Annotated in this window: 20 protein-coding genes and 1 pseudogene; 17 read left to right on the top strand and 4 right to left on the bottom strand. The window is 57.0% G+C overall.

Going from position 1 to position 19,573, the window contains the following annotated elements; translation table 11 throughout:
- The first annotated feature begins 114 nt into the window (after nucleotides 1–114).
- On the top strand, nucleotides 115–564 hold the full coding sequence (locus tag KXR72_RS18905; RefSeq protein WP_437422637.1) for a DUF2231 domain-containing protein: 450 nt from the start codon (nucleotides 115–117) through the stop codon (nucleotides 562–564).
- The gene (locus tag KXR72_RS18900) at nucleotides 561–1,847 is read left to right on the top strand and encodes a PQQ-dependent sugar dehydrogenase (RefSeq protein WP_437422636.1); all 1,287 of its coding nucleotides are present in this window, start codon (nucleotides 561–563) and stop codon (nucleotides 1,845–1,847) included. The genes KXR72_RS18905 and KXR72_RS18900 overlap by 4 nt, the downstream gene beginning before the upstream one ends.
- A gap of 86 nt (nucleotides 1,848–1,933) precedes the next feature.
- Here KXR72_RS18900 and KXR72_RS18895 read toward each other — a convergent pair whose 3' ends face one another.
- Nucleotides 1,934–2,899: an integron integrase gene (locus KXR72_RS18895; RefSeq protein WP_437422635.1), complete on the bottom strand. Its 966-nt coding sequence runs from the start codon at nucleotides 2,897–2,899 to the stop codon at nucleotides 1,934–1,936.
- A 153-nt stretch (nucleotides 2,900–3,052) separates the two neighbouring features.
- Between KXR72_RS18895 and KXR72_RS18890 the strand changes: the two genes are divergently transcribed.
- From KXR72_RS18890 to KXR72_RS18850, 9 genes and pseudogenes are all read left to right on the top strand, one after another.
- Complete coding sequence (locus KXR72_RS18890; RefSeq protein WP_437422634.1) at nucleotides 3,053–3,865, top strand: hypothetical protein; 813 nt, start codon at nucleotides 3,053–3,055, stop codon at nucleotides 3,863–3,865.
- Between the two features lie 90 nt (nucleotides 3,866–3,955).
- The gene (locus tag KXR72_RS18885; protein ID WP_437422633.1) at nucleotides 3,956–4,876 is read left to right on the top strand and encodes a hypothetical protein; all 921 of its coding nucleotides are present in this window, start codon (nucleotides 3,956–3,958) and stop codon (nucleotides 4,874–4,876) included.
- Between the two features lie 103 nt (nucleotides 4,877–4,979).
- Nucleotides 4,980–5,441, top strand: coding sequence for a hypothetical protein (locus KXR72_RS18880; RefSeq protein ID WP_437422632.1), 462 nt, complete (start codon nucleotides 4,980–4,982; stop codon nucleotides 5,439–5,441).
- Nucleotides 5,442–5,719: 278 nt separating this feature from the next.
- Entirely contained in the window at nucleotides 5,720–6,892 is a 1,173-nt protein-coding gene (locus KXR72_RS18875; RefSeq protein WP_437422631.1) for a DUF4062 domain-containing protein, read from the top strand.
- Between the two features lie 71 nt (nucleotides 6,893–6,963).
- Entirely contained in the window at nucleotides 6,964–7,755 is a 792-nt protein-coding gene (locus tag KXR72_RS18870; RefSeq protein WP_437422630.1) for a TIR domain-containing protein, read from the top strand.
- A gap of 97 nt (nucleotides 7,756–7,852) precedes the next feature.
- A complete protein-coding gene (locus KXR72_RS18865; protein ID WP_437422629.1) occupies nucleotides 7,853–8,341 on the top strand; it encodes a hypothetical protein in 489 nt (162 codons plus the stop codon).
- A 28-nt stretch (nucleotides 8,342–8,369) separates the two neighbouring features.
- Nucleotides 8,370–8,801, top strand: a complete 432-nt coding sequence (locus KXR72_RS18860) for a hypothetical protein (RefSeq protein WP_437422628.1) — start codon at nucleotides 8,370–8,372, stop codon at nucleotides 8,799–8,801.
- Between the two features lie 299 nt (nucleotides 8,802–9,100).
- Nucleotides 9,101–9,523 (top strand): annotated as a pseudogene (locus KXR72_RS18855) (VOC family protein).
- Nucleotides 9,524–9,652: 129 nt separating this feature from the next.
- On the top strand, nucleotides 9,653–10,363 hold the full coding sequence (locus tag KXR72_RS18850; protein ID WP_437422627.1) for a class I SAM-dependent methyltransferase: 711 nt from the start codon (nucleotides 9,653–9,655) through the stop codon (nucleotides 10,361–10,363).
- 44 nt (nucleotides 10,364–10,407) lie between these two features.
- Here KXR72_RS18850 and KXR72_RS18845 read toward each other — a convergent pair whose 3' ends face one another.
- The gene (locus KXR72_RS18845) at nucleotides 10,408–10,860 is read right to left on the bottom strand and encodes a GGDEF domain-containing protein (RefSeq protein WP_437422721.1); all 453 of its coding nucleotides are present in this window, start codon (nucleotides 10,858–10,860) and stop codon (nucleotides 10,408–10,410) included.
- Nucleotides 10,861–10,920: 60 nt separating this feature from the next.
- On the opposite strand from KXR72_RS18845, the gene gloA2 reads away from it, so the two are divergent.
- The 3 genes from gloA2 (at nucleotide 10,921) to KXR72_RS18830 (ending at nucleotide 14,877) form a co-directional block, all read left to right on the top strand.
- The gene (gene gloA2, locus KXR72_RS18840; RefSeq protein WP_437422626.1) at nucleotides 10,921–11,313 is read left to right on the top strand and encodes an SMU1112c/YaeR family gloxylase I-like metalloprotein; all 393 of its coding nucleotides are present in this window, start codon (nucleotides 10,921–10,923) and stop codon (nucleotides 11,311–11,313) included.
- A gap of 79 nt (nucleotides 11,314–11,392) precedes the next feature.
- The gene (locus tag KXR72_RS18835) at nucleotides 11,393–12,508 is read left to right on the top strand and encodes a PQQ-dependent sugar dehydrogenase (protein WP_437422625.1); all 1,116 of its coding nucleotides are present in this window, start codon (nucleotides 11,393–11,395) and stop codon (nucleotides 12,506–12,508) included.
- Nucleotides 12,509–12,648: 140 nt separating this feature from the next.
- Nucleotides 12,649–14,877: an esterase-like activity of phytase family protein gene (locus tag KXR72_RS18830; protein WP_437422624.1), complete on the top strand. Its 2,229-nt coding sequence runs from the start codon at nucleotides 12,649–12,651 to the stop codon at nucleotides 14,875–14,877.
- Between the two features lie 492 nt (nucleotides 14,878–15,369).
- Here the strand turns inward: KXR72_RS18830 and KXR72_RS18825 are convergent, their stop codons facing one another.
- On the bottom strand, nucleotides 15,370–16,395 hold the full coding sequence (locus KXR72_RS18825; RefSeq protein ID WP_437422623.1) for a CNNM domain-containing protein: 1,026 nt from the start codon (nucleotides 16,393–16,395) through the stop codon (nucleotides 15,370–15,372).
- A gap of 223 nt (nucleotides 16,396–16,618) precedes the next feature.
- Here KXR72_RS18825 and KXR72_RS18820 point away from each other — a divergent pair, with 223 nt between their 5' ends.
- Nucleotides 16,619–17,077, top strand: coding sequence for a hypothetical protein (locus KXR72_RS18820; protein ID WP_437422720.1), 459 nt, complete (start codon nucleotides 16,619–16,621; stop codon nucleotides 17,075–17,077).
- 48 nt (nucleotides 17,078–17,125) lie between these two features.
- On the opposite strand, the gene KXR72_RS18815 is transcribed toward KXR72_RS18820, so the two are convergent.
- Entirely contained in the window at nucleotides 17,126–17,584 is a 459-nt protein-coding gene (locus KXR72_RS18815) for a carboxymuconolactone decarboxylase family protein (RefSeq protein WP_437422622.1), read from the bottom strand.
- Nucleotides 17,585–17,676: 92 nt separating this feature from the next.
- On the opposite strand from KXR72_RS18815, the gene KXR72_RS18810 reads away from it, so the two are divergent.
- Both KXR72_RS18810 and KXR72_RS18805 read left to right on the top strand, forming a co-directional pair.
- Nucleotides 17,677–18,480 (top strand): helix-turn-helix domain-containing protein, encoded by an 804-nt coding sequence (locus tag KXR72_RS18810; RefSeq protein WP_437422621.1) that lies wholly within the window; start codon nucleotides 17,677–17,679, stop codon nucleotides 18,478–18,480.
- Nucleotides 18,481–18,571: 91 nt separating this feature from the next.
- Nucleotides 18,572–19,561, top strand: coding sequence for a GlxA family transcriptional regulator (locus KXR72_RS18805; RefSeq protein ID WP_437422620.1), 990 nt, complete (start codon nucleotides 18,572–18,574; stop codon nucleotides 19,559–19,561).
- The last annotated feature ends 12 nt before the right edge of the window (nucleotides 19,562–19,573 follow it).

The raw sequence follows: 19,573 nt of genomic DNA, 5'->3' as shown, positions 1-19,573 counted from the left end.
CCAGTGAACTAACACCGCAACGACACGATCCCCTCTTAAGCACCGTCAGTGCGAACCGCGCCGCCAACGCATCCCGCGCTGCCAGGCCCGGCCACAAGCGATGAGGAGTCTCCCGTGTCCGTTATCACCCACCGCACCACCGAGACCACGCATAGCGTCTCCCGCCATGTACCGAACCCGCTGCATGGCATCTTCCTGGCCGGCACCGTGCCGCTGTTTCTCGGCGCCCTGCTGAGCGATATCGCCTATTTCCGCAGCTACCAGATCCAGTGGAGCAATTTCGCCTCCTGGCTGATCGCCGGCGGGCTGGTCTTCTGCGGCATCGCAATCCTTTTCGCGCTGGTCAACCTGGGCCGTGCACGGCTGAAGAAAGGGCGACCGCTGGTCTATCTCGTGCTGCTGGTTGCCGCCTGGGTATTGGGCTTCATCAACGCACTGGAGCACGCCAAGGACGCCTGGGCGACCATGCCACTCGGCCTGATTCTGTCGGTGATCGTTACGGTACTGGCTGTCGCGGCAACCTGGGTCGGCCTTAGCAACCTGCGTGCAGGAGGTGAAGCATGAAACAGCGCAACGCCCTGACCGTCCTGACCGTCTCCGTGCTGCTCGCCGCCTGCGGCAGTGAAGACAACGCCCAGCAGTATGGCGCCCAGCCCAAGCTGCCAGAACCCGAACGCGGCCTGTTGCCGAGCATGACGATTGCCGATCCGTCGACCTGGGGCGATCAGAAGCCCACCGTGCCTCAAGGCTTCACTATTACCGCCATCGCCAAAGACCTGAAGATTCCACGGCAGACGCTGATCCTGCCCAACTGCGACATCATCGTGGCCGAGGGCAAAGGCGGTAACGCGCCCAAACTCAAGCCCAAGGACGTGATTGCCGGCTACATCAAGGCCAAGGGCGTCACGTCGGTCAAAAGCGGCAACCGTTTGACCTTGCTGCGCGACGCTGACCGCGACGGCACCTATGAGCTGCAAACGGTCTTTGCCGAGGACTTGAACGCCCCCTACGGGCTGGCCTTCCATGACGGCAACCTCTACGTTGCCAATCAGGATGCGCTGGTTCGCTTCGACTACCAGGACGGCCAGACCAAAGCCAGCGGCCCGCCGACGAAGGTCACCGACCTGCCATCGGAGATCAATCATCACTGGACCAAAGCCATGACCATCAGCCCCGATGGCCGCTTCCTCTACGTTGGCATCGGCTCCAACAGCAACATCACCGAGCGCGGTATGGAAGCCGAGGTCGATCGCGCGATGATCTGGCAAATCGACGCCGAAACCGGCGCCCACAAACCGTATGCGACCGGTTTGCGCAACCCCACGGCGCTGACGATTCAGCCCGGCACGAATCAGCTCTGGTCAGTGGTAAACGAGCGTGATGAACTCGGCCCGAATCTGGTGCCCGACTACCTGACGTCCGTCCAGGAAGGCGGCTTCTATGGCTGGCCCTACAGTTACTGGGGCCAGAACGTCGATGACCGAGTACGGCCCCAAGACCCAGACAAGGTCGCCGCCGCCATCGCACCGGATTACGCCCTAGGCGCCCACGTCGCGGCCTTGGGTGTGGACTTCTCCGATGGTGCCATCGCCGGTGAGTTCGCCAATGGTGCCTTCGTTGGGGAACATGGCAGCTGGAACCGCGAGGAGCCGGTCGGCTACCGGGTTGTGTTCGTACCCTTCCGCGACGGACGCCCTGCCGGCGACCCGGTCGATTTCATGACCGACTTCCGCAAGGACGGCAAAACCCGCGGCCGCCCCGTCGGCGTAACCGTCGACCCGAGCGGCGCCGTTATCGTCGCGGATGACCTTGCGAACGTGGTGTGGCGAGTGACGCGGAGCCAGTAGATACAGAGGCTGATCCGCAACGAAGCAACCAGCGGCTTCCTGGCCGCTGGTTGTCATTAAAGGCGGAAAACGATGGCGCCCACGCGTTAGAACCGATCAAGCGGACTGAGTACAGCCAGGCCACCCCGATTCAATACATGGGTGTAAATCATCGTGGTTTTGACATCAGCATGGCCTAGCAACTCTTGAACGGTGCGAATGTCCTGCCCACTTTCAAGTAGATGGGTCGCGAAACTGTGCCGCAGCGTATGAGGTGTGGCGGGCTTGATTAGGCCAGCAGCCTGTACGGCACGCTTGAAGGCCCGCTGTATCCTCTTTTCGTCAAGATGATGCCTGCGCACCGCCCCGCTACGGGGATCGGTGGATAGCCCGGAGGCTGGGAACACGTACTGCCAACCCCACTCCCGCTGTGCCATTCGGTACTTACGCGCCAACGCCTCAGGCAGATAGACGTCCCCTCTTCCCGCGCCCAGTTCATGCTGGTGAATCGCCCGCATCAGTCCCAGATGTTTTTTTAACGGCTCCACCAGCGAGCCAGGCAGAACGGTGACACGATCCTTCTGGCCTTTTCCGTCCCGGATGATGATTTCGCGCCTGGAGAAATCAATGTCTTTTACCCTCAGCCGAACACCTTCCATCAAACGCATCCCGGCGCCATAGAGCAGACCCGCGACCAGCCCGACATCGCCTTCAAGGCGATCGAGGACGTGCTGAACCTCCTGCTGAGACAACACGACCGGTAACCGGGCCGGCTTCTTGGCACGGACGATCTCGCTCAACCAAGGCAGGTCCTGCTTTAGCACCTGCCGGTAAAGAAACAACAGAGCCGCCAACGCCTGATTTTGTGTAGAAGCCGACACGTCACGGCGAACGGCCAAGTCCGAAAGGAACGCTTCAACCTCAGGCGCCCCCATATCGACGGGGTGACGATACGCGTGAAAACGGATATATCGCTTGACCCACTCGCAATAGACGCGCTCCGTTCTGATCGAGTAGTGTTTGAGCCTAATCTGCTCGCGCACTTGATCAAGCAATCGCGGTTTCCCTTCCATGGTGTATAACTCCCTTATACGGTCACGCTCGTTTGGAAGCGCCCAATCTAGACAAGGAGCACCTCAGTGGCAAGGAATGTTATACACCACGCCCGTCCGGCGTCTTATGCACCAACTGGTGTCTAATTATAGTTAGCAGTCAAAGGAAATTTCATGCTAGACCGCGAGAAATATGAAAACGGAATATTGTCAGTCCGCTTCATCGGAAAGAGGCTCGAAGATAGCGGCGTAAGTATTTACGACCTAAGCGAGTCTCTGCTCGCGATACAAAGGATAATTCACAAAGCTTACCTAGCTCAAAACGGGAAGCTAATTAAAGGTGCGTACCCGAACAAGGAAGAGCGAGAAGCTCTTGCCCTCCAACTAGGCGAGAGAAAAAGAAAGTCCGATGCATTTGCTCTTCTTCCGATACTAGCAGACCCATTAGTGCAAGAATCCATGAAGAAACTCATGGATTATGTCATTTCAGGAGTCATAGGATATTACGTTGGCGATGTCCTCAAGCGCGTAGAAAAAGAGGTAGACCAAAATAAGAAAATATTCATTGGCTCAATATATACTGAAGTTGCAAATATTGTTAACCGCGTCGATACCGTTGGTGGCGTTGAGTCAATTTCTCTAGGTTCACCTGCACTAGACAGAGAAACAGTTGCTGTCTTTTCTGGCCAAACTAAAGACTATCTTGCATCCCTCAAGGACGAGACTTACCTTGGCACCTATCAAGAAATACAAGGGAAGGTATACAAGCTTTATCCAGCCAGCAAGATCGTTGCAATTCGCAGAGCAGGCAGAGCAACCGTTAGCATATTTCTCAAACAAGCAGACTTTGACACCATCAGATACAACCGAGACCCAAATCAGGTGTTTTTATTTAAGGGTCGCCCAATATATAGATTTGGGGTTGAGACAAAATCCGTCTCTGAGTTTGAAGCCGATGAAATTGAACCGGTGGTAAGTGACAGCTAACAACTGGTTCAAATCGCTCGCTACACTCGCTGGGACTGGCTAAAGCCAGCCCCTTAACCAAACGTTAGCTGGCATCCCAAACGTGACCACATGAACTTCTACTTCCCGTTACTAGGCCTCACTCCTTCATTCACTAGCGAGCGCGTAGTAAGCGCTCCGTTCACGCTATCCCGTCGCCTACGGAAGGCCAATCTCCCTGATCTATCTACTTTGGGTGCGCAACACAAACTGCACTTTCCATTTCAGTTTGCTGATGCCCTTCTGTCTGAATGTCGCTTAGAGCTTTGTGTAGATGCGCCTTCGTTAGATGTTGCGAAACTGCATGTCAGCCAGCTTCGAATGTGCCTTTATCTGAATGGTGCATCCCCATTTAGTATTCCTTTTGCCGCCACTCACTCGTCAGACGAATACGCGGGTATAAGCTCTCGCTCCCGTCCCGAGCTAGCCGCAAGGCTGCCGGCAGAGCTTCAGTCTGGCCCTAAGTCAGAAGACATTCAGGTTGAGATGTGGCCGCACGAGCTTTCACTTTCATTCATCTATCTTGAGGAAAAGGCGCAAATCTCTGAGTCAGCATTTCAACAGGCAGCCGAAAGCGCCACATTCTGGAAAGTCATGGAGGGCAGGCAAAAAGAACTTGTAGCATTTCGTGAGGCAGCGGAATCTGCGCCTATGCTGATGTCATCGCCCCAATCATATCTACACATTTGGTGTGGCCTAGAAGCGCTATTTCCAAAGGTCGGGAGTGAACTTTCGTTCCGGTTATCTATTTATCTTGCTCAGCTTGTAGGTGCCGCCGAAGATAGGCGCAGCTACCATTCCCGCTTCAAAAAATCGTATGACATAAGAAGCAAAGTCGCACACGGCTCTCGCAACGATATGACTCATGAAGAATGGGAGGAAGGCTGGATTCTTCTTGTCGAAGCTGGCAAGGCTATTCTTAAACGCAGAGAACTACCCAGTGACAACGCACTTCTCTCTGATCTCTTGCAACCGCCAGGTGTAATGCCTTAATAGTGTCTATCCAGTTGTTGCAGCTAACAAATGGTTCAAACCGTTCGCTTCGCTCACTGGGACGGGCTAAAGCCCGCCCCTTAACCAAACGTTAGAGGTCCGCATGGAAAGCCGGGTCATCATGACAGGTATAATCATTGCAGCAGTCTCGTATGCTGTTTCAATTAGGGCATCGGAGCTGTACAGCTACGCGACTCTGACTCTCTTTCATGACGGAACTGAGTTTCTTGCTCCCTTGGGTGGGTTGCTGAAGAATTCAATCAACAGCATATATTGGTTCATACCTGGATTCTTCATTGGTTTCACAGCCCGATCTATTAAGTCTGCTGCGATGGTCGGTCTTATAGCCGGGGTTTTGTTTTTCCTGATTGGCATGTCCATTCAAGGCAAACAGCTCCATGAGCTTGAATTTGTTTATGCCGCCCTCTCGTTCTATATAGCTCGGATTGTGGAATTAATTTTCCTTTTCACCTTGGCCGCATCTTTTGGCGTTGTGGTTTCCGAACATCGAAGAGTTCTAACTAGACGTTCAAGTCGTTCGCTGCGCTCACTCGGGACGGGCTAAAGCCCGCCCCTTAACCAAACGTTAGAGCAAAACCATGACCTTAGAGCTGCGTCAAATTTTGATCCAGAACGACGTGCAGGGAGAATGGGAGTACCCACCTGGCGCTAATTGGTCAAATGAAATATCCCGCTTAAAGAAACTTACACCAGAGTTAGAAGAAATTCTAGAGTCATCATTAAGGCTAGATGACGGAGTTGTCGTTCGCTTCGCTCACTCGGGACCGGCTAAAGCCGACCCCTTAACCAAACGTTAGCCAGATATAGAAGTATTAAGTGCAAATGAAGATATTTCTTAGCTCCACTGCATATGATCTTTCGGACTTCAGGGCGTTGGTAGTTGATCGTCTTGAGGCAGATGGTCATGAGGTTTTATTTCACGAAAGCCCTACGTTCCCAGCTAGGATTGGTCTTCATTCTCACGACCAATGCTTAGAGGCTATCAAAGAGTCTGATTTAACAATATGTCTGGTAGACAGAAGATATGGTGGTAAATATGTTGGGGCAACATTGGAACCCTTTTCGCCACTGAAATTCAGTGTTCTTGGAGCACAAAAATCAGGCAAAAAAAAGCGGTTCGACCTAGTATACGAACTTAACAAATTATCCATAACATGGTGTGAGGTGCTTGTCGCACACAATGAAGGAATACCGGTCGTAACTTTCGCAAGGCAACGGACTTTAGATGAGAAAGAAACGAGGAGAAGAAATCAATATTTAACTACATTTTCTCCCGCATATTCAGAAAGAAATGAAATATTCGATTTTCTAGATTGGATTACGCAAAGAAAGACAAATAACTGGATTGCTCCATTTATATCAATAGTTGACTTCGAGAAGAAGCTAATTACTTGGATGAATGAGCTTAATAAATCAATTCCTAAACCAGCTAGTATTTCAAATGAAGATGATACTGATACTAGGGGCAGAACACGTATCTGTATTGTAGTCGAGGGTGAAGTTGATAGGCTTGTTGTCTCACATATAGTCCAGCATCTTAATTTGGCTCAGCATTTCGTAATAATTCCTACATATGGGAAATATCAAGTTCTCAATACCTTCAGCGAGGTTGTGGCTCCGTACTCAAAGATATTCGAACATGTAATAGTTCTTTTAGATAGTGACGCTCATACCGAAGATGAGTACCACCAAAATGTTTTGCAGCTTAACCGTATAATTGAATCTAGTCAGTGTGAGAATATTTCCGGGTTCTTCGCTAATCCTTCCATAGAAGCATGGATTGCAGCCGGCTTGAACCAAGAAGTTTATAATGAATACAGCGGTCAGGTTGATAAGCATATCTTCAATAAAAGGATTGGACGCTCTTCGATAAACCATATCAGGAACCTTCTAGTCCATAAATTCTCATTTAATATGGCAATAAGCACAAATGCCGAATTTCATAATTTTGTTGAAAAGTTGATGAGCCTTGGTAATGCAAATAGACCAGGCTAACAAAGCATTGCAGCGGACAATCCGTTGAATGCGGCGTTAGACCTAAAACAAACTAAACCGGTACTCCGTGAATGAGCATAAATTTTCTAGAAAGCGACTTTGAAAAAGTAAGTTACCTGTTAAATTTATTGATCGCTCACGCCACTGGCAAAACCGCAGACTCTAGCGAGTACGAAACACTTCGCCACGAATTACTTAGCAATCACCAAATTTCCAATCAATTACCAGCATGGCTAAAGCTGCATAGGAACCTTGACTCTTTCTGGGGGTTCATACAGCCAAAGTTTTCTACATATGCTGAGCGAAGAACGTACCTTTCCGAGCAATTCACGCCGCTACTAGACTCACTGGAGTTCGGAACAGCAGCACCGGTAAAAACTCAAAGCACGGTGTCAGGCGCGGCAAATAAGCCTGTAGCTAGAAACAAAAGAAATGTCTTTATTGTTCATGGCAGAGATAACCAGGCTAAATATGAGGTTAGTCGCTTCATAGAAAGTTTAGGCCTTAAAGCAATCATACTTCATGAGCAAGCCAGTTCAGGCATGACCATCATTGAGAAAATTGAGCATTATTCAAACGACGCTGACTTTGCTCTAGTCTTATACACGCCCTGCGATCACGGCCGGGGCGTACATGAGTCAAAACTTCCTCCCAAAAACAGAGCTCGACAAAACGTTGTTTTCGAACATGGGTATCTGATGGCAAAGCTAGGCAGGGAGAACGTTTGCGCTTTGGTCAAGGGAGAAATAGAAACTCCGAATGACATCAGCGGGGTGGTCTATGTTGGCTTAGATGACGCTGGCGGCTGGAAAATTGAAGTATCTAAAGAGCTCAAAGCGTGTGGTTATGCAATCACCAATTGATAACCACGTGGCCGATCTAATTAGTGGTTCAAGTCGTTCGCTTCGCTCACTCGGGACCGGCTAAAGCCGGCCCCTTAACCAAGCGTTAGGTTAAACCATGAATCTGGATGATCGAATGTTCTTTCGGTTGGCGGTGGGCTTGTTCATTGCCTCGCTAATTTTGCCAGCAAATGGTCAATTTTTCGCAGGCATGATCATGTTTATCTTTTCGTCATTCGCCTCGACTTCCATAATACTCAATGGAAACCTAGACATATTGAGCGATCCAAAACATATCTTAGGATTATTCGTTTTACTAATGCCTTTCTATAATTTTCTATTCATAATTGCTCTTACTAGGTTCTGGGATAACGGCAAATTCCGATTTTCATTTTTCCGGGTTTTTCTTTATGCATGCACGATTGTGAGCTTGATATGGGGCGTCATGGGTATTTTAAATAACCCTGACGTATTTTATCCATTGGCTCTATGGGCCTTATCTTTTCTTTTTTTATCTTTGGCTGTTGCGGTTCGCACAGAGAAAAACCTAACCAATGGTTCAAACCGTTCGCTTCGCTCACTGGGACGGGCAAAGCCCGCCCCTTAACCAAACGTTATACGAAAAAGGGATATTCATGGATCAACAGTTCTCTTTAAGCGTTCTTATATTTTCCGTAGTTACATCCTTCTTAGGCAGTCTTGCATTTTTTTGGTATCTGCGCGGCAGGGACAGACGGATAAAATCCGCGATCGCAGAGTTAGAATATGAAGAACAATTCATTGAGAAAATCAGCAAGGGCAATGTCGAGCTAATACGCTCTGGCTTTCGGGTTCTATCGCTCACTCTTTTCATCGTCCTGTTGTCAGGCGCTATGGTTATCTCAACAAATCTATTCCCATATCCTGAGCCGTTAGAGAGAACCATTTATTTATTTGCAGTTGGTGCTTGGGCTGCCGCCGCCGCTGGCTGCCTCTCATACTTTAAATCTCTAGCACGGTTGAATAATGTAAAACTGGCCAAAGAGAAACTTGCGGAAAAGCGTCAAAAACTGGAAGCTAAATTATGAGCATCGTATAACAAGTCGCTCAAATCGCTCGCTTCGTTCGCTGGGACGGGCTAAAGCCCGCCCCTTAGCTTATCGTTAGCCTACAGAGGAAAGAGATGTTCGCTATTCACTCTACAGAGTCTGGCAACACACTCATCTTTGATGACGTGCAAGGCGACTACTTATCTGTCTGTTTCAGTTCTTCGGCGCAAAGTGTTAAGCGTGAGATTTGGGGATACCAGCCGCACAGGCACACTCTCGCAGAAAAGCACGTGAACGGTATTTAATTTGAATAGTAATGACTCAAGGCGGACACATCGATGAAATCAAGCATCACTGTAATAACCCTTGGCGTCGATAATTTGGAGAAGGCTGTTCGCTTCTACCGTGACGGCCTAGGCTTCAAAAGCGAAGGTATTATCGGAAAAGAGTTTGAACATGGCGCCGTTGCCTTCTTTGATCTGTAGTCAGGTTTAAAACTTGCACTTTGGCCGCGAAAAAGTCTTGCGCATGATGCTGGCGTCCCGCTAGGCAACTCATGCGCTACGGAATTAAGTCTCGTGCATAACACTTTCTAAAAACCCGAGGTTGATGAAGTAATGGCACAAGCGAGAACGGCAGGTGCTGTTATCGTCAAGCCAGCACATGATACTTTCTGGGGTGGCTACGCGGGCTATTTCCAGGATCCCGATAGACATTTATGGGAGGTTGTATGGAACCCGCAATTACTCCCTCAGGATTGACGCCTGACAATTATAAAAATGGGCAGATTACATCTGTCAGTAAAAACTTGGCATCGTTATCGAGTCTATATAGACAATCCCGAACTCGCCAAGCAATCAACGCTACCCCCCCACACGCCGGAGCCCATCATGAAACAAGACGAACTCAAAGCGCTGTTCGATCAACAAGCGGCGACCTATGACACGCAGTGGGCGAAGACGGCGCCGATTAGGCATTGCTTGCACTTGCTGCTTGGCTCTCAGTTTGCCGGTTTACCGAGTGATGCGCGGGTTCTGTGTGTGGGTGTAGGGACGGGGGATGAGCTGTTCTATCTGGCAGCGCTGCGCCCGGGCTGGCGGTTTACCGCGGTGGAGCCGTCAGGGGCGATGCTCGAGGTCTGTCGACGCAGGGCAGCTGACGAAGGCGTGAGCGATCGCTGCCAGTTTCACGAAGGCTATCTCAGCTCGCTTCCAGCAGGTGACGGGTACGATGCAGCGACCTGTTTTCTGGTTTCTCAGTTCATGTTGGATGAAGGCGAACGGTCGGGCTTCTTCCGGGAAATTGCGCAGCGCCTCAAGCCGAGTGGCCTATTGGCGAGCTCGGATCTGGCTTCGGATGTTGCCTCGCCGGAGTATGAGGTGCTGCTGCGCGGCTGGATGAGCATGATGTCCGCGGCGGATCTTTCGGAGGAAGCATTGGAGAGGATGCGCAAGGCATACGCACAGGATGTCGCCATCCTACCGCCGGGCCGTGTCGCGGCACTTATCGAGGCGGGTGGATTCGAGCACCCCACGCCATTCTTCCAGGCGGGGTTGATCCATGCATGGCTGTCGACACGCGGACAAGACGCTCCCAACTGAGGCGAGATAGCGCCCCGTTTCGAAGCGTTTCGCTCGTCTGGCGTCTAACGAGCCCCCTGCACCGTATCGTCCGATAGCACGTCGTTGGCGTGCCCAGCCCGCTCTGCCAGGCAAACATGGTCACGCCCCATGGCCTTTGCCTGGTACAGCGCCTCGTCGGCTGCCTTGGCAAAGGTCAGTTTCGTGTCTTCGGCTGCCGGTATCCACGCGGCGACACCTATGCTGATGGTGAAGCGGATCGTGGCGTCGGGGACCTGTAACTCCAGTTTCGCTACGGACTCGCGGACCTGCTCGGCGATGGCCGCAGCCTTGGCTGGCGGCATGCCATAGAAGACCGCGGCGAACTCCTCGCCGCCCAGTCGCGCGGCAAATTCGTTGTCCCGACGACTGAAATTGCTCAGGGTCTGGCCGATGAGGGCCAGGCACTCGTCGCCGCAGCCGTGGCCGTAGCGGTCGTTGATGCGCTTGAAGTGATCGATGCCGAGCATCCAAAAGATCAGGTAGGAACGTGCCAGGCGCCAGCCGGTCTTCTATGAAGTTTTAACGGGGCAAGCCGCATGCTGCGATCGATCCATCACGTCGCGATCATCTGTTCCAACTACGCGATCTCGAAACGCTTCTACACCGAGGTGCTGGGCCTGACCGTGATTGCCGAGCATTACCGGGAGGCGCGGCGCTCCTACAAGCTGGACCTCGCGCTGCCGGAAGGCGGTCAGCTAGAGCTGTTCTCCTTTCCCGACGCACCGCCGCGCCCATCCCGCCCTGAAGCGCAGGGGCTCCGGCACCTGGCGTTCCTGGTCGATGACGTCGCTGCGAGCAAGGCGGCGCTCGAGGCGCAAGGCGTGGACGTCGAACCGATCCGCGTGGACGAGTACACCGGCAGGCGCTTCACCTTTCTTGCCGATCCGGACGGGCTGCCGCTGGAGCTCTACGAAGCGGCTCCGGCTTGACGTCTCAGGTAACAAATCCACAGCCCGAAACCTCGGCCCGCCGCAGTAACGTTGAAGCCCACTTTCGAGGAGGACGGTTATGAAGCAGCTTGCCCTTGCCAGCACCCTAGCCCTGGGGGTCGCCTCACTGACGGCTCATGCCGCGACGGAGGCGATCGGTAAAGACGATTGGCCTTTTACCGCGACGCCACGCGCGACCCTGTTCGAGCCGTGGGCGATGACCTTCCTGCCGGATGGCTCGGCCCTCGTCACCGAGAAGCGCGGCGCGCTCAAGCATGTCGACGTGAAGACGGGCAAAGCGCAGTCAGTCAGCGGAGTACCCGAGGTGGCCTATGGCGGCCAGGGCGGGCTCGGCGACGTCATCCTTCATCCAGATTTCGCCAGCAATCACCGTATCTACCTCAGCTATGCCGAAAAAGGCGACGGCGGCGACCGGGGGGCGGCGGTAGCGCGGGCCACGCTAGATATCGACAGCCACGCGCTGACGGACGTGCAGGTGATCTGGCGGCAGTCGCCCAAGGTGTCCGGTGGGGGGCACTACGGGCACCGCTTGGCATTCGGCCCGGACGGGAAACTGTGGATCTCATCCGGCGAGCGGCAGAAATTCACCCCCGCACAGGACATGGAAGCCAACCTTGGCAAGATCCTCCGGCTCAACGACGACGGCAGCGTACCGTCGGACAATCCCTTCGCCGACCGGGGTGGTGTAACGGCGCAGATCTGGTCGTTGGGCCAGCGCAACCCGTTGGGCATCGCCTTCGATGCCGAAGGCCGACTGTGGGAGCACGAGATGGGCCCGCAGGGCGGTGACGAGTTCAACCTGATTCAGAAAGGTGGCAATTATGGCTACCCCGAGGTCTCGAACGGCGACCATTACAGCGGCAAGCCGATCCCGGATCACGACACGCGGCCTGAATTCATCGCGCCGAAAATCAGCTGGACGCCGGTCATTTCCCCGGCAGGGATGATCATCTACAACGGCGACCGATTCGCCGATTGGAAGGGCAACGCGCTCATTGGTGGCCTGTCGGCGCGCGGCCTGGTGCGCGTCACCTTGGATGGCGAGAACGCCAGCGAAGCCGCGCGTTACGACATGGGCGAACGTATTCGCGAAGTCGAGCAGGGGCCGGACGGCAGCCTCTGGCTGCTCGAAGACGGTGACGGTGGTCGCTTGCTGGAGCTGCAGCCCAAGTAAGCAACGCCTTAGGGTCCGCAGGTCGCCGCCCTCATCGGTACGGCCTGCGACCCGACAACAAACCTACCCCGCGTCACACCCTCGTAACACAGCCGCCATAGCGTGTTTTGGCTAACCCACTCATGGATGCCGAGGCCCGCATGACCAGACCGACCCGCCTGACCCGCACTGCGCTCTCCGCCGCGTTGACGCTCGCCCTTCTCCCCGTGGCCTCGCAGGCCGCCTCGTCGCACGCAGCGGAATACTTCGAGCGGATCGCGACCTTCCCGGTGTATCGCAACCTCGGCGCCGATGAAGATCAGGCCAAGCAGACCGTCGCTGAGATCACTACGGTCAGCCGTGACGGTCGCACCCTGATCTACACCGACAGCCCCGGCGAGCGCATCGGTCTGGTGGACATACGCGATCCGAAGTCGCCCAAGCCGGCCGGCTTCGTCCAGCTGGAAGGCGAGCCGACGTCCGTGGCGGTGCACCATCATTACGCGCTGGTCGCGGTGAATACCTCGCTGAGCTACGCCCAGCCGGACGGCGTGCTCGCGGTGTTCGATATTCGCAACCCGGCACAACCCAAACGCGTCGCGACCCTGCCCATGGGCGGCCAGCCGGATTCCATTGCGATCAGCCCAAAGGGGCGCTACGCCGCTGTCGCGATTGAAAACGAGCGCGACGAGGACCTTAACGACGGCCTCATTCCCCAATTGCCAGCCGGCTTTCTGCGCATCGTCGACCTCAAGGGCCAGCCGTCGCGCTGGAGTACTCGCGACGTCGACCTGACCGGCCTCGCCGACACGGCCCCGGGCGATCCCGAGCCTGAGTACGTCAGCATCAACGACCAGGACATCGCTGCCGTCACCCTGCAGGAAAACAATCACATCGTCCTCGTCGACCTGCGTCGCGGCCGGGTGATGCGTCATTTCAGCGCCGGCCAGGTCGATCTCGAAGGCGTAGACGTCGAAGAGAACGACCGCATCGAGCCGGTCGGTGTGCTCAAGGGCAAGCGCCGCGAGCCCGACGCCATCGCCTGGGTCGGCCCCCTGCTGGCGACCGCCAACGAAGGTGATTACGAAGACGCTGACGGTGAAGAAGGCGGCAGCCGCAGCTTCACCCTCTTCGACTACAACGGCCGCGTCTGGCATGACGCCGGCGCCTCGCTGGAACATGCCTTCATCCGCGCCGGGCACTACCCGGACAATCGCTCGGAGAACAAAGGGATCGAGCCCGAAGGCATCGCCGCGGCCAGCTTCCGCAAGCAGGACTTGTTGTTCGTCGGCAGCGAGCGCGGCAATGCGGTGGCCGTCTATGACGTCGCACGCCCCTGGGCCCCGGCCCTACGCCAGCTGTTGCCGGCCGGCATGGGCCCCGAAGGCATCCTGCCGATTCCGTCGCGCAACCTGCTGGTAGTGAGCAGCGAAGAAGATTCGGCCGAGGACGGCTACCGCTCGACGATTTCGATCTACCAATTCGGCGCCAAGCGCGCGGCCTATCCCGAGATCCGTTCGGCCGATGGCGACCTGATTCCCTGGGGCGCGCTCAGCGGTCTGGCCGCTGACCGCACGCAGGCCAATCGCCTGTTCGCGGTGCCGGACAGCTACTACAAGGCGTCACGCATTTTCGGCATCGACTCCAGCAAGACACCCGCCGTCATCGACAAACAGATCGAATTGCATAAAGCAAGCAAGACGGTCGATTACGACCTGGAAGGGATCGCCCAGGCCGCGAATGGCGACTTTTGGCTTGCCTCGGAGGGCAACGGCAAAGCCAAACCGAACCTGCTGATTCGCGCCAATGCCCGGGGCGAAGTGCTCGAAGAATTTGCCCTGCCAGCCAGCGTGGCGGCGCAGCAAACCAGCAATGGTTTCGAAGGCGTGGCGGTAGCGGGTGAAGGTGCGAGCACTCGTGTCTATGTGGCTTTCCAGCGTGAGTGGAAGAACGACCCGGCCGGCCGGGTGCGCATCGGTGTGTTCAACCCGGGCAGCGGCGAGTGGGGCTTCTACCACTACCCGCTCGACGCCGCGCCCGACGGCGCGTGGGTCGGCCTCTCCGAACTCACCTCCCTGGGCAATGGCCAGTTTCTGGTGATCGAGCGGGACAACCAGCAGGGCACTGCCGCGGAGGTCAAGCGCCTGTACCGGATCGACCTCGGCAATGCGCAGCCCGCCAACGAAGGCCAATCCTTTCCGTTGCTGGCCAAGACGCTGGAGCGCGACCTGCTGCCCGACTTGAAAGCCACGAACGGCTGGGTGCTGGACAAGGTCGAAGGCGCTGCGGTGGATGCGCAAGGCCGCCTGTTCGTCGTCACCGACAATGACGGTGTGGAAGACGCCAGCGGTGAGACGCGCTTCATGCGGTTGGGCATGGTGAAGCGCTAAGCAAGAGCCGCTCGGCGCGGCGACCAGGGCGAATGCACTCGTAGGGGCGAACTCATTCGCCCAACTCGCCTCACCGGGCGAATGAATTTGCCCCTACGTGGGCAGCGGGTCGGCTTGGCGGTTGGTGTGGTCGGGGTGCACAACCCACCGGGCGGGCCGGCAACGGCCCTGTAGGGGCGAATTTCATTCGCCCACCCCCGGCCTCCCCGGGCGAATGAATTCGCCCCTACATGGGCAGCGGGTCGGCTTGGCGGTTGGTGTGGTCGGGGTGCACAACCCACCGGGCGGGCCGGCAACGGCCCTGTAGGGGCGAATTTTATTCGCCCACCCCCCCGCCACCCCGGGCGAATTAATTCGTCCCTACATGGGAAACGGGTCGGCTTGGCGGTTGGTGTGGTCGGGGTGCACAACCCACCGGGCGGGCCGGCAACGGCCCTGTAGGGGCGAATTTCATTCGCCCACCCCCTCCACCCCGGGCGAATGAATTCGCTCCTACATCTCGCGGGCGCGCTTGATACGGTGATCCCAACGGCGCTTGGCAAAACGACGCATGTTCGGGATGTCATCGGTCTCGTCCATGATCGGCTGGCCGATGATGGTTTCCATCACATCTTCCAGCGTCACCAGGCCGCGCCAGCTGCCGAACTCATCGTAGACCAGGCTCATGTGCTGGCGTTCGTGCAGCAACTGGGTCATCAGTTGCTCGACGCTGGTCAGTTCCGGCGTCACTTTCACCGGTTTCATCAGGCTCGACACCGGCGCGTCATCATCGGTCGCGGCGAGCGCGTCGTAGCGGAACACCACACCCAGCGGGCTTTCATCGTCGCCAATGACCGGGTAACGAGAGAATTGGCTGTCAGCGACCTTTGCCTTGAACGCGCCAATGGGCATGTCGGGCGAGGTGTAGTCGCAGACGGTCCGAGGCGTCATCACATCGCGCACACGCACTTCGTGCAGGTCGAGAATATTGCTGATGACGCGCAACTCGTCCTCGTCGAGGCTCTTGTTCTCGCGGCCTAGCACCGTCAGCGCCTTGATCTCCTGGCGGATGTCATGCTCCGGCTCCTTGCCGCCGACCGCACGCATGATCAAGTCGGACAGGTAGATGAACGGCTTGAGCAGCAGGATCATGCCGTTGAGCAGCGGCGGCAGGTACGGCGCCAGCGTGCGCCAATAACGCGCACCGATGGTCTTGGGCAAGATCTCGGACAGCACCAGGATCAGCACTGTCATCACCGCCGAGGCAACACCAACGTAGCCATTACCGAAGACGACCGTTACCTGCGCACCCACACCGGTCGCGCCAACGGTATGGGCAACGGTGTTCAGCGTCAGGATCGCCGCAAGCGGCTGGTCGACGTTGTCCTTTAGCTTTTTCAGGCGCTCGTAGAGCTTCGGCTTGGAGGCTTTCAGGTGTGCGACGAAGCTGGGTGTCAGCGATAGCAGGGCAGCTTCAAGAATCGAACAGATGAACGAAACGAGGATGGACAAGACAGCGAACGCTATCAGGAGGGTCATGTGTAAAACGCGTGGCCAAAGGGACGGCCACTGTACAAGGAATGCCGTGGTGCCACGTAATGACCCGCCGACGGGCATGCAACATTTCGTTTCCGCGTTGCGCGCGTGCTCGCCTGCCTGTGAAGGCGGCTTGCCGGTCACCGCTTGTTTCGACATGCCGCCTCGGCTAGGGTGCGCTCCCGACCCAAATGCGCCAAGGAGCATTGCCGTGATCAGAACAGGGATGTGGATACTGGGCACTTTGATGGCTGTCTCGGCGCAAGCGGCCGAACGCCAGGTCTATCTCGTCGCGACCGTTCAGCTGGACGGTTCCAGCCTGGCGCATAGCATCTTTCTTCACGAGCCGGATATCACTGATTTGCAGGGCTGCCTCGACGCTGTACGCGATGGCCAGAGCAAGCGTGACTGGCTGCGCTATCACCACATCTTTCGCAGCGACCGCTTCAAGGGCTTTTCTGGCCACCGTCGCTACCGCTGCGCCTACAGCGAGCAACGCTTCTCCGGTTGGCATGACGGCCCCCGCTACAACAAGCCCTACCTGATCGGCGTCGATGACGATGCCCAGCTCAGCGTTGCACGTATGGCCAGCCAGGCCGAATGCATGGCCGAGCTGCGTTCGCTGCCCGAAGCGCGACAGGCGCAGAGCTTCTGTGCCGTAGGCAACCAAAAGCTCAAGCGCTGAATGTAACCAGCCGCCCAGCCTTCGAGGCCGAGCGGCGGCGACGGGCAGTCAGGCAGGCTGATAGCTGCCCGGCACCGGTGCAAAGGACACCCCGAAGCGATTCCAGGCGTTGATCGTGGCGATGACCAGCGTCAGGTTGGTGAGCTGGGCTTCGGTGAACTGCGTGCGCACCTCGTCGAACAGCGCCTGTGACACGCCTTGCGGTAGCAGCGTGTTGGCTTCCGCCCAGGCCAGCGCGGCACGTTCGCGCTCGCTGAAGAAGGGCGTCTCGTGCCAGGCGCTGAGAGCGTAGATCCGTCGTTCGGTTTCGCCCAGAGCGCGCGCATCCTGGGTATGCATGTCGATGCAGAACGCACAGCCATTGAGCTGTGACACGCGAATCTTCACCAGCTCCATCAGCGGCTTGTCGATGCCATCCTCGCTATGGCTTTGGCGCGCCAGGTAACTTTCTAAGCTCCTCATGGCCTTGACGGCTTCGGGGGCAGCGGCGTGGTAGTTCATACGCATGGTGGTCACTCCTCGGTTCGATGTGAGGCCAAGGCTACGCAGCCGCCGTGCTGCGCTATTGTAGATTTTCGACATCCTGCGAAACCGCCCTCATGCCCAGCTTGCACGAACGTCTGCCCCGCCTCGAAGGCTTCATGACGCGCCACCCGCCGCCGGCGCTCGCGGCCCATGTGCAACGATTCTGGTGGTTGGAAGGCGACGCCGCAGCGATGCGGGACGAGCAGATGTTGCACCCCGACGGGGCCAGTGGCGTGATTTTCAATTTCGCCGACCCCATGGCCTTCGACGGCAGCCTGTATCGGCCCCGTACGCTGGTCGCCGGCCCGCACTTGACCAGTGCTCGGCTACAACTGAGCGGGCGGGTGAACCTTATGGGCGTACGCTTTCGACCAGGCATGGGGGCGCCGTTTCTGGGCGTCGGGCTGGACGAACTGGCCGGCTTTCATGGCGCCGATGGGCCGCGGCCAACCCTGGCCGGGCTGGTTGATCGGCTGGCCGAATTGAGCCGGCCCGCGCAACAGGCGCTGGTCGAAGGCTATCTGCTGCGTCAGTTGAGCGAACATCAGGCAGGTCGCGCCCCGGTACAACAGCTGCTCCAGCAGATCGCCGCCAGCGCCGGCCGAGCGCGACTGGCCGATTTGCTCACGAGCGTGCCGCTTGGCCAGCGACAACTGGAGCGTTTGTTCCGCCAGCAGGTCGGCCTGACGCCCAAGCAATTCAGCCGCATCCAACGCGTGGCCCTGGTCCGCCGGGAGCTTCGCGCCGGCGATCCGCTGCTCGATATCGCCCTGGCCTGCGGCTACAGCGACCAAGCGCATTTCATCCACGACTTTCGCGCCGTGGTCGGCATGACGCCTGGCCAGTACCGCCAACGGGCCAGGCGCGCGGACGTCTGAGCGTATCTGGCAAGATCCGTGGGAACCTTGTCATTGCGACAGGCCGTGCAGCGTCGCAGACTGCAGGCCTCTCTATCGATCGAGGTGCAGCATGGACGTCATCCGCACCATTGCCTGCCTGATCTACCCAGATGTCATGAGCCTGGACGTGACCGGCCCGATGCAGGTCTTCGCCTCGGCCAATGTCGAGCGCCAGCGCCAGGGCTTGCCGGCCAGTTACTCGCTACGGCTGATTGCTGATGCCTGCGGGCCGGTAGCGACGTCCGCCGGTTTGAGGCTGGTGGCTGACGCGGCATGGGCTGACATCAACCCGGCAGCACTCGATACGCTGCTGGTGCCGGGCGGTGCAGGCGTTTCGGAGCAACAGGGCAAGCAGGCGCTGCTCGACTGGCTGCGTCGCGCCGAACCGCAAGTGCGGCGCCTAGGCTCGGTGTGTTCGGGTGCGCTGATCCTGGCCGAAGCCGGGCTGTTCGACGGTCGCAAGGCGACCACCCACTGGGCGGACCTGCACGCGCTTGGCGAGTACGCTGCTGTCGACGTTCAGGGGGACCGCCTGCACACCTATGACCCGAACGATCCCCAGGCGGCGCACCTGTTCAGCTCGGCGGGCGTCACTGCCGGCATCGATCTGGCGCTCGCGTTGGTGGAGGCCGATCTCGGGCGTCCGATTGCCCTGGCTGTGGCACAGCGGTTGGTGATGTTTCTGCGCCGGCCAGGCGGGCAAACGCAATTCAGCCCGATGCTGGCTGCGCCGACTGGAACCGTGGCGCGGCTTGCCGCGCTTCTCGAATGGATTCCAGGACACCTAGGCGATGACCTGTCCATCGAAGCGCTGGCCGCGCAAGCGCACATGACGCCCCGCACCCTGTGCCGCCTGTTCAGTCAGGAGACCGGTATGGCGCCGGGGCAATACATCGAGCGGGTGCGCCTCGAAGCGGCTCGCAGCCTGTTGCTCGACGCCCAGGCCTCCATCGCGACAGTGGCGCGATTGACCGGTTTTGGCCATCCGGAAAACCTCAGGCGCAGCTTCCAGAAGCACCTCTCGGTCAGCCCGCGAGACTTCTACCAACGCTTCGGCTAAGCGGCAACCAGC

The sequence above is a fragment of the Stutzerimonas chloritidismutans genome (assembly GCF_051486945.1).
Classification (GTDB): Bacteria; Pseudomonadota; Gammaproteobacteria; order Pseudomonadales; family Pseudomonadaceae; genus Stutzerimonas; species Stutzerimonas chloritidismutans_B.
The sequence above is the reverse complement of the archived record's forward strand: the minus strand, read 5'-3'. Positions and strand labels throughout refer to the sequence as shown.

What these genes read in the sequence shown, in the direction of transcription:
- KXR72_RS18900 (WP_437422636.1), top strand. Translation starts at nt 561, where the DNA reads ATGAAACAGCGCAACGCCCTGACCGTCCTGACCGTCTCCGTGCTGCTC.
- KXR72_RS18895 (WP_437422635.1), bottom strand. Translation starts at nt 2,899, where the DNA reads ATGGAAGGGAAACCGCGATTGCTTGATCAAGTGCGCGAGCAGATTAGG.
- KXR72_RS18890 (WP_437422634.1), top strand. Translation starts at nt 3,053, where the DNA reads ATGCTAGACCGCGAGAAATATGAAAACGGAATATTGTCAGTCCGCTTC.
- KXR72_RS18885 (WP_437422633.1), top strand. Translation starts at nt 3,956, where the DNA reads ATGAACTTCTACTTCCCGTTACTAGGCCTCACTCCTTCATTCACTAGC.
- KXR72_RS18880 (WP_437422632.1), top strand. Translation starts at nt 4,980, where the DNA reads ATGGAAAGCCGGGTCATCATGACAGGTATAATCATTGCAGCAGTCTCG.
- KXR72_RS18875 (WP_437422631.1), top strand. Translation starts at nt 5,720, where the DNA reads ATGAAGATATTTCTTAGCTCCACTGCATATGATCTTTCGGACTTCAGG.
- KXR72_RS18870 (WP_437422630.1), top strand. Translation starts at nt 6,964, where the DNA reads ATGAGCATAAATTTTCTAGAAAGCGACTTTGAAAAAGTAAGTTACCTG.
- KXR72_RS18865 (WP_437422629.1), top strand. Translation starts at nt 7,853, where the DNA reads ATGAATCTGGATGATCGAATGTTCTTTCGGTTGGCGGTGGGCTTGTTC.
- KXR72_RS18860 (WP_437422628.1), top strand. Translation starts at nt 8,370, where the DNA reads ATGGATCAACAGTTCTCTTTAAGCGTTCTTATATTTTCCGTAGTTACA.
- KXR72_RS18850 (WP_437422627.1), top strand. Translation starts at nt 9,653, where the DNA reads ATGAAACAAGACGAACTCAAAGCGCTGTTCGATCAACAAGCGGCGACC.
- gloA2 (WP_437422626.1), top strand. Translation starts at nt 10,921, where the DNA reads ATGCTGCGATCGATCCATCACGTCGCGATCATCTGTTCCAACTACGCG.
- KXR72_RS18835 (WP_437422625.1), top strand. Translation starts at nt 11,393, where the DNA reads ATGAAGCAGCTTGCCCTTGCCAGCACCCTAGCCCTGGGGGTCGCCTCA.
- KXR72_RS18830 (WP_437422624.1), top strand. Translation starts at nt 12,649, where the DNA reads ATGACCAGACCGACCCGCCTGACCCGCACTGCGCTCTCCGCCGCGTTG.
- KXR72_RS18825 (WP_437422623.1), bottom strand. Translation starts at nt 16,395, where the DNA reads ATGACCCTCCTGATAGCGTTCGCTGTCTTGTCCATCCTCGTTTCGTTC.
- KXR72_RS18820 (WP_437422720.1), top strand. Translation starts at nt 16,619, where the DNA reads ATGTGGATACTGGGCACTTTGATGGCTGTCTCGGCGCAAGCGGCCGAA.
- KXR72_RS18815 (WP_437422622.1), bottom strand. Translation starts at nt 17,584, where the DNA reads ATGCGTATGAACTACCACGCCGCTGCCCCCGAAGCCGTCAAGGCCATG.
- KXR72_RS18810 (WP_437422621.1), top strand. Translation starts at nt 17,677, where the DNA reads ATGCCCAGCTTGCACGAACGTCTGCCCCGCCTCGAAGGCTTCATGACG.
- KXR72_RS18805 (WP_437422620.1), top strand. Translation starts at nt 18,572, where the DNA reads ATGGACGTCATCCGCACCATTGCCTGCCTGATCTACCCAGATGTCATG.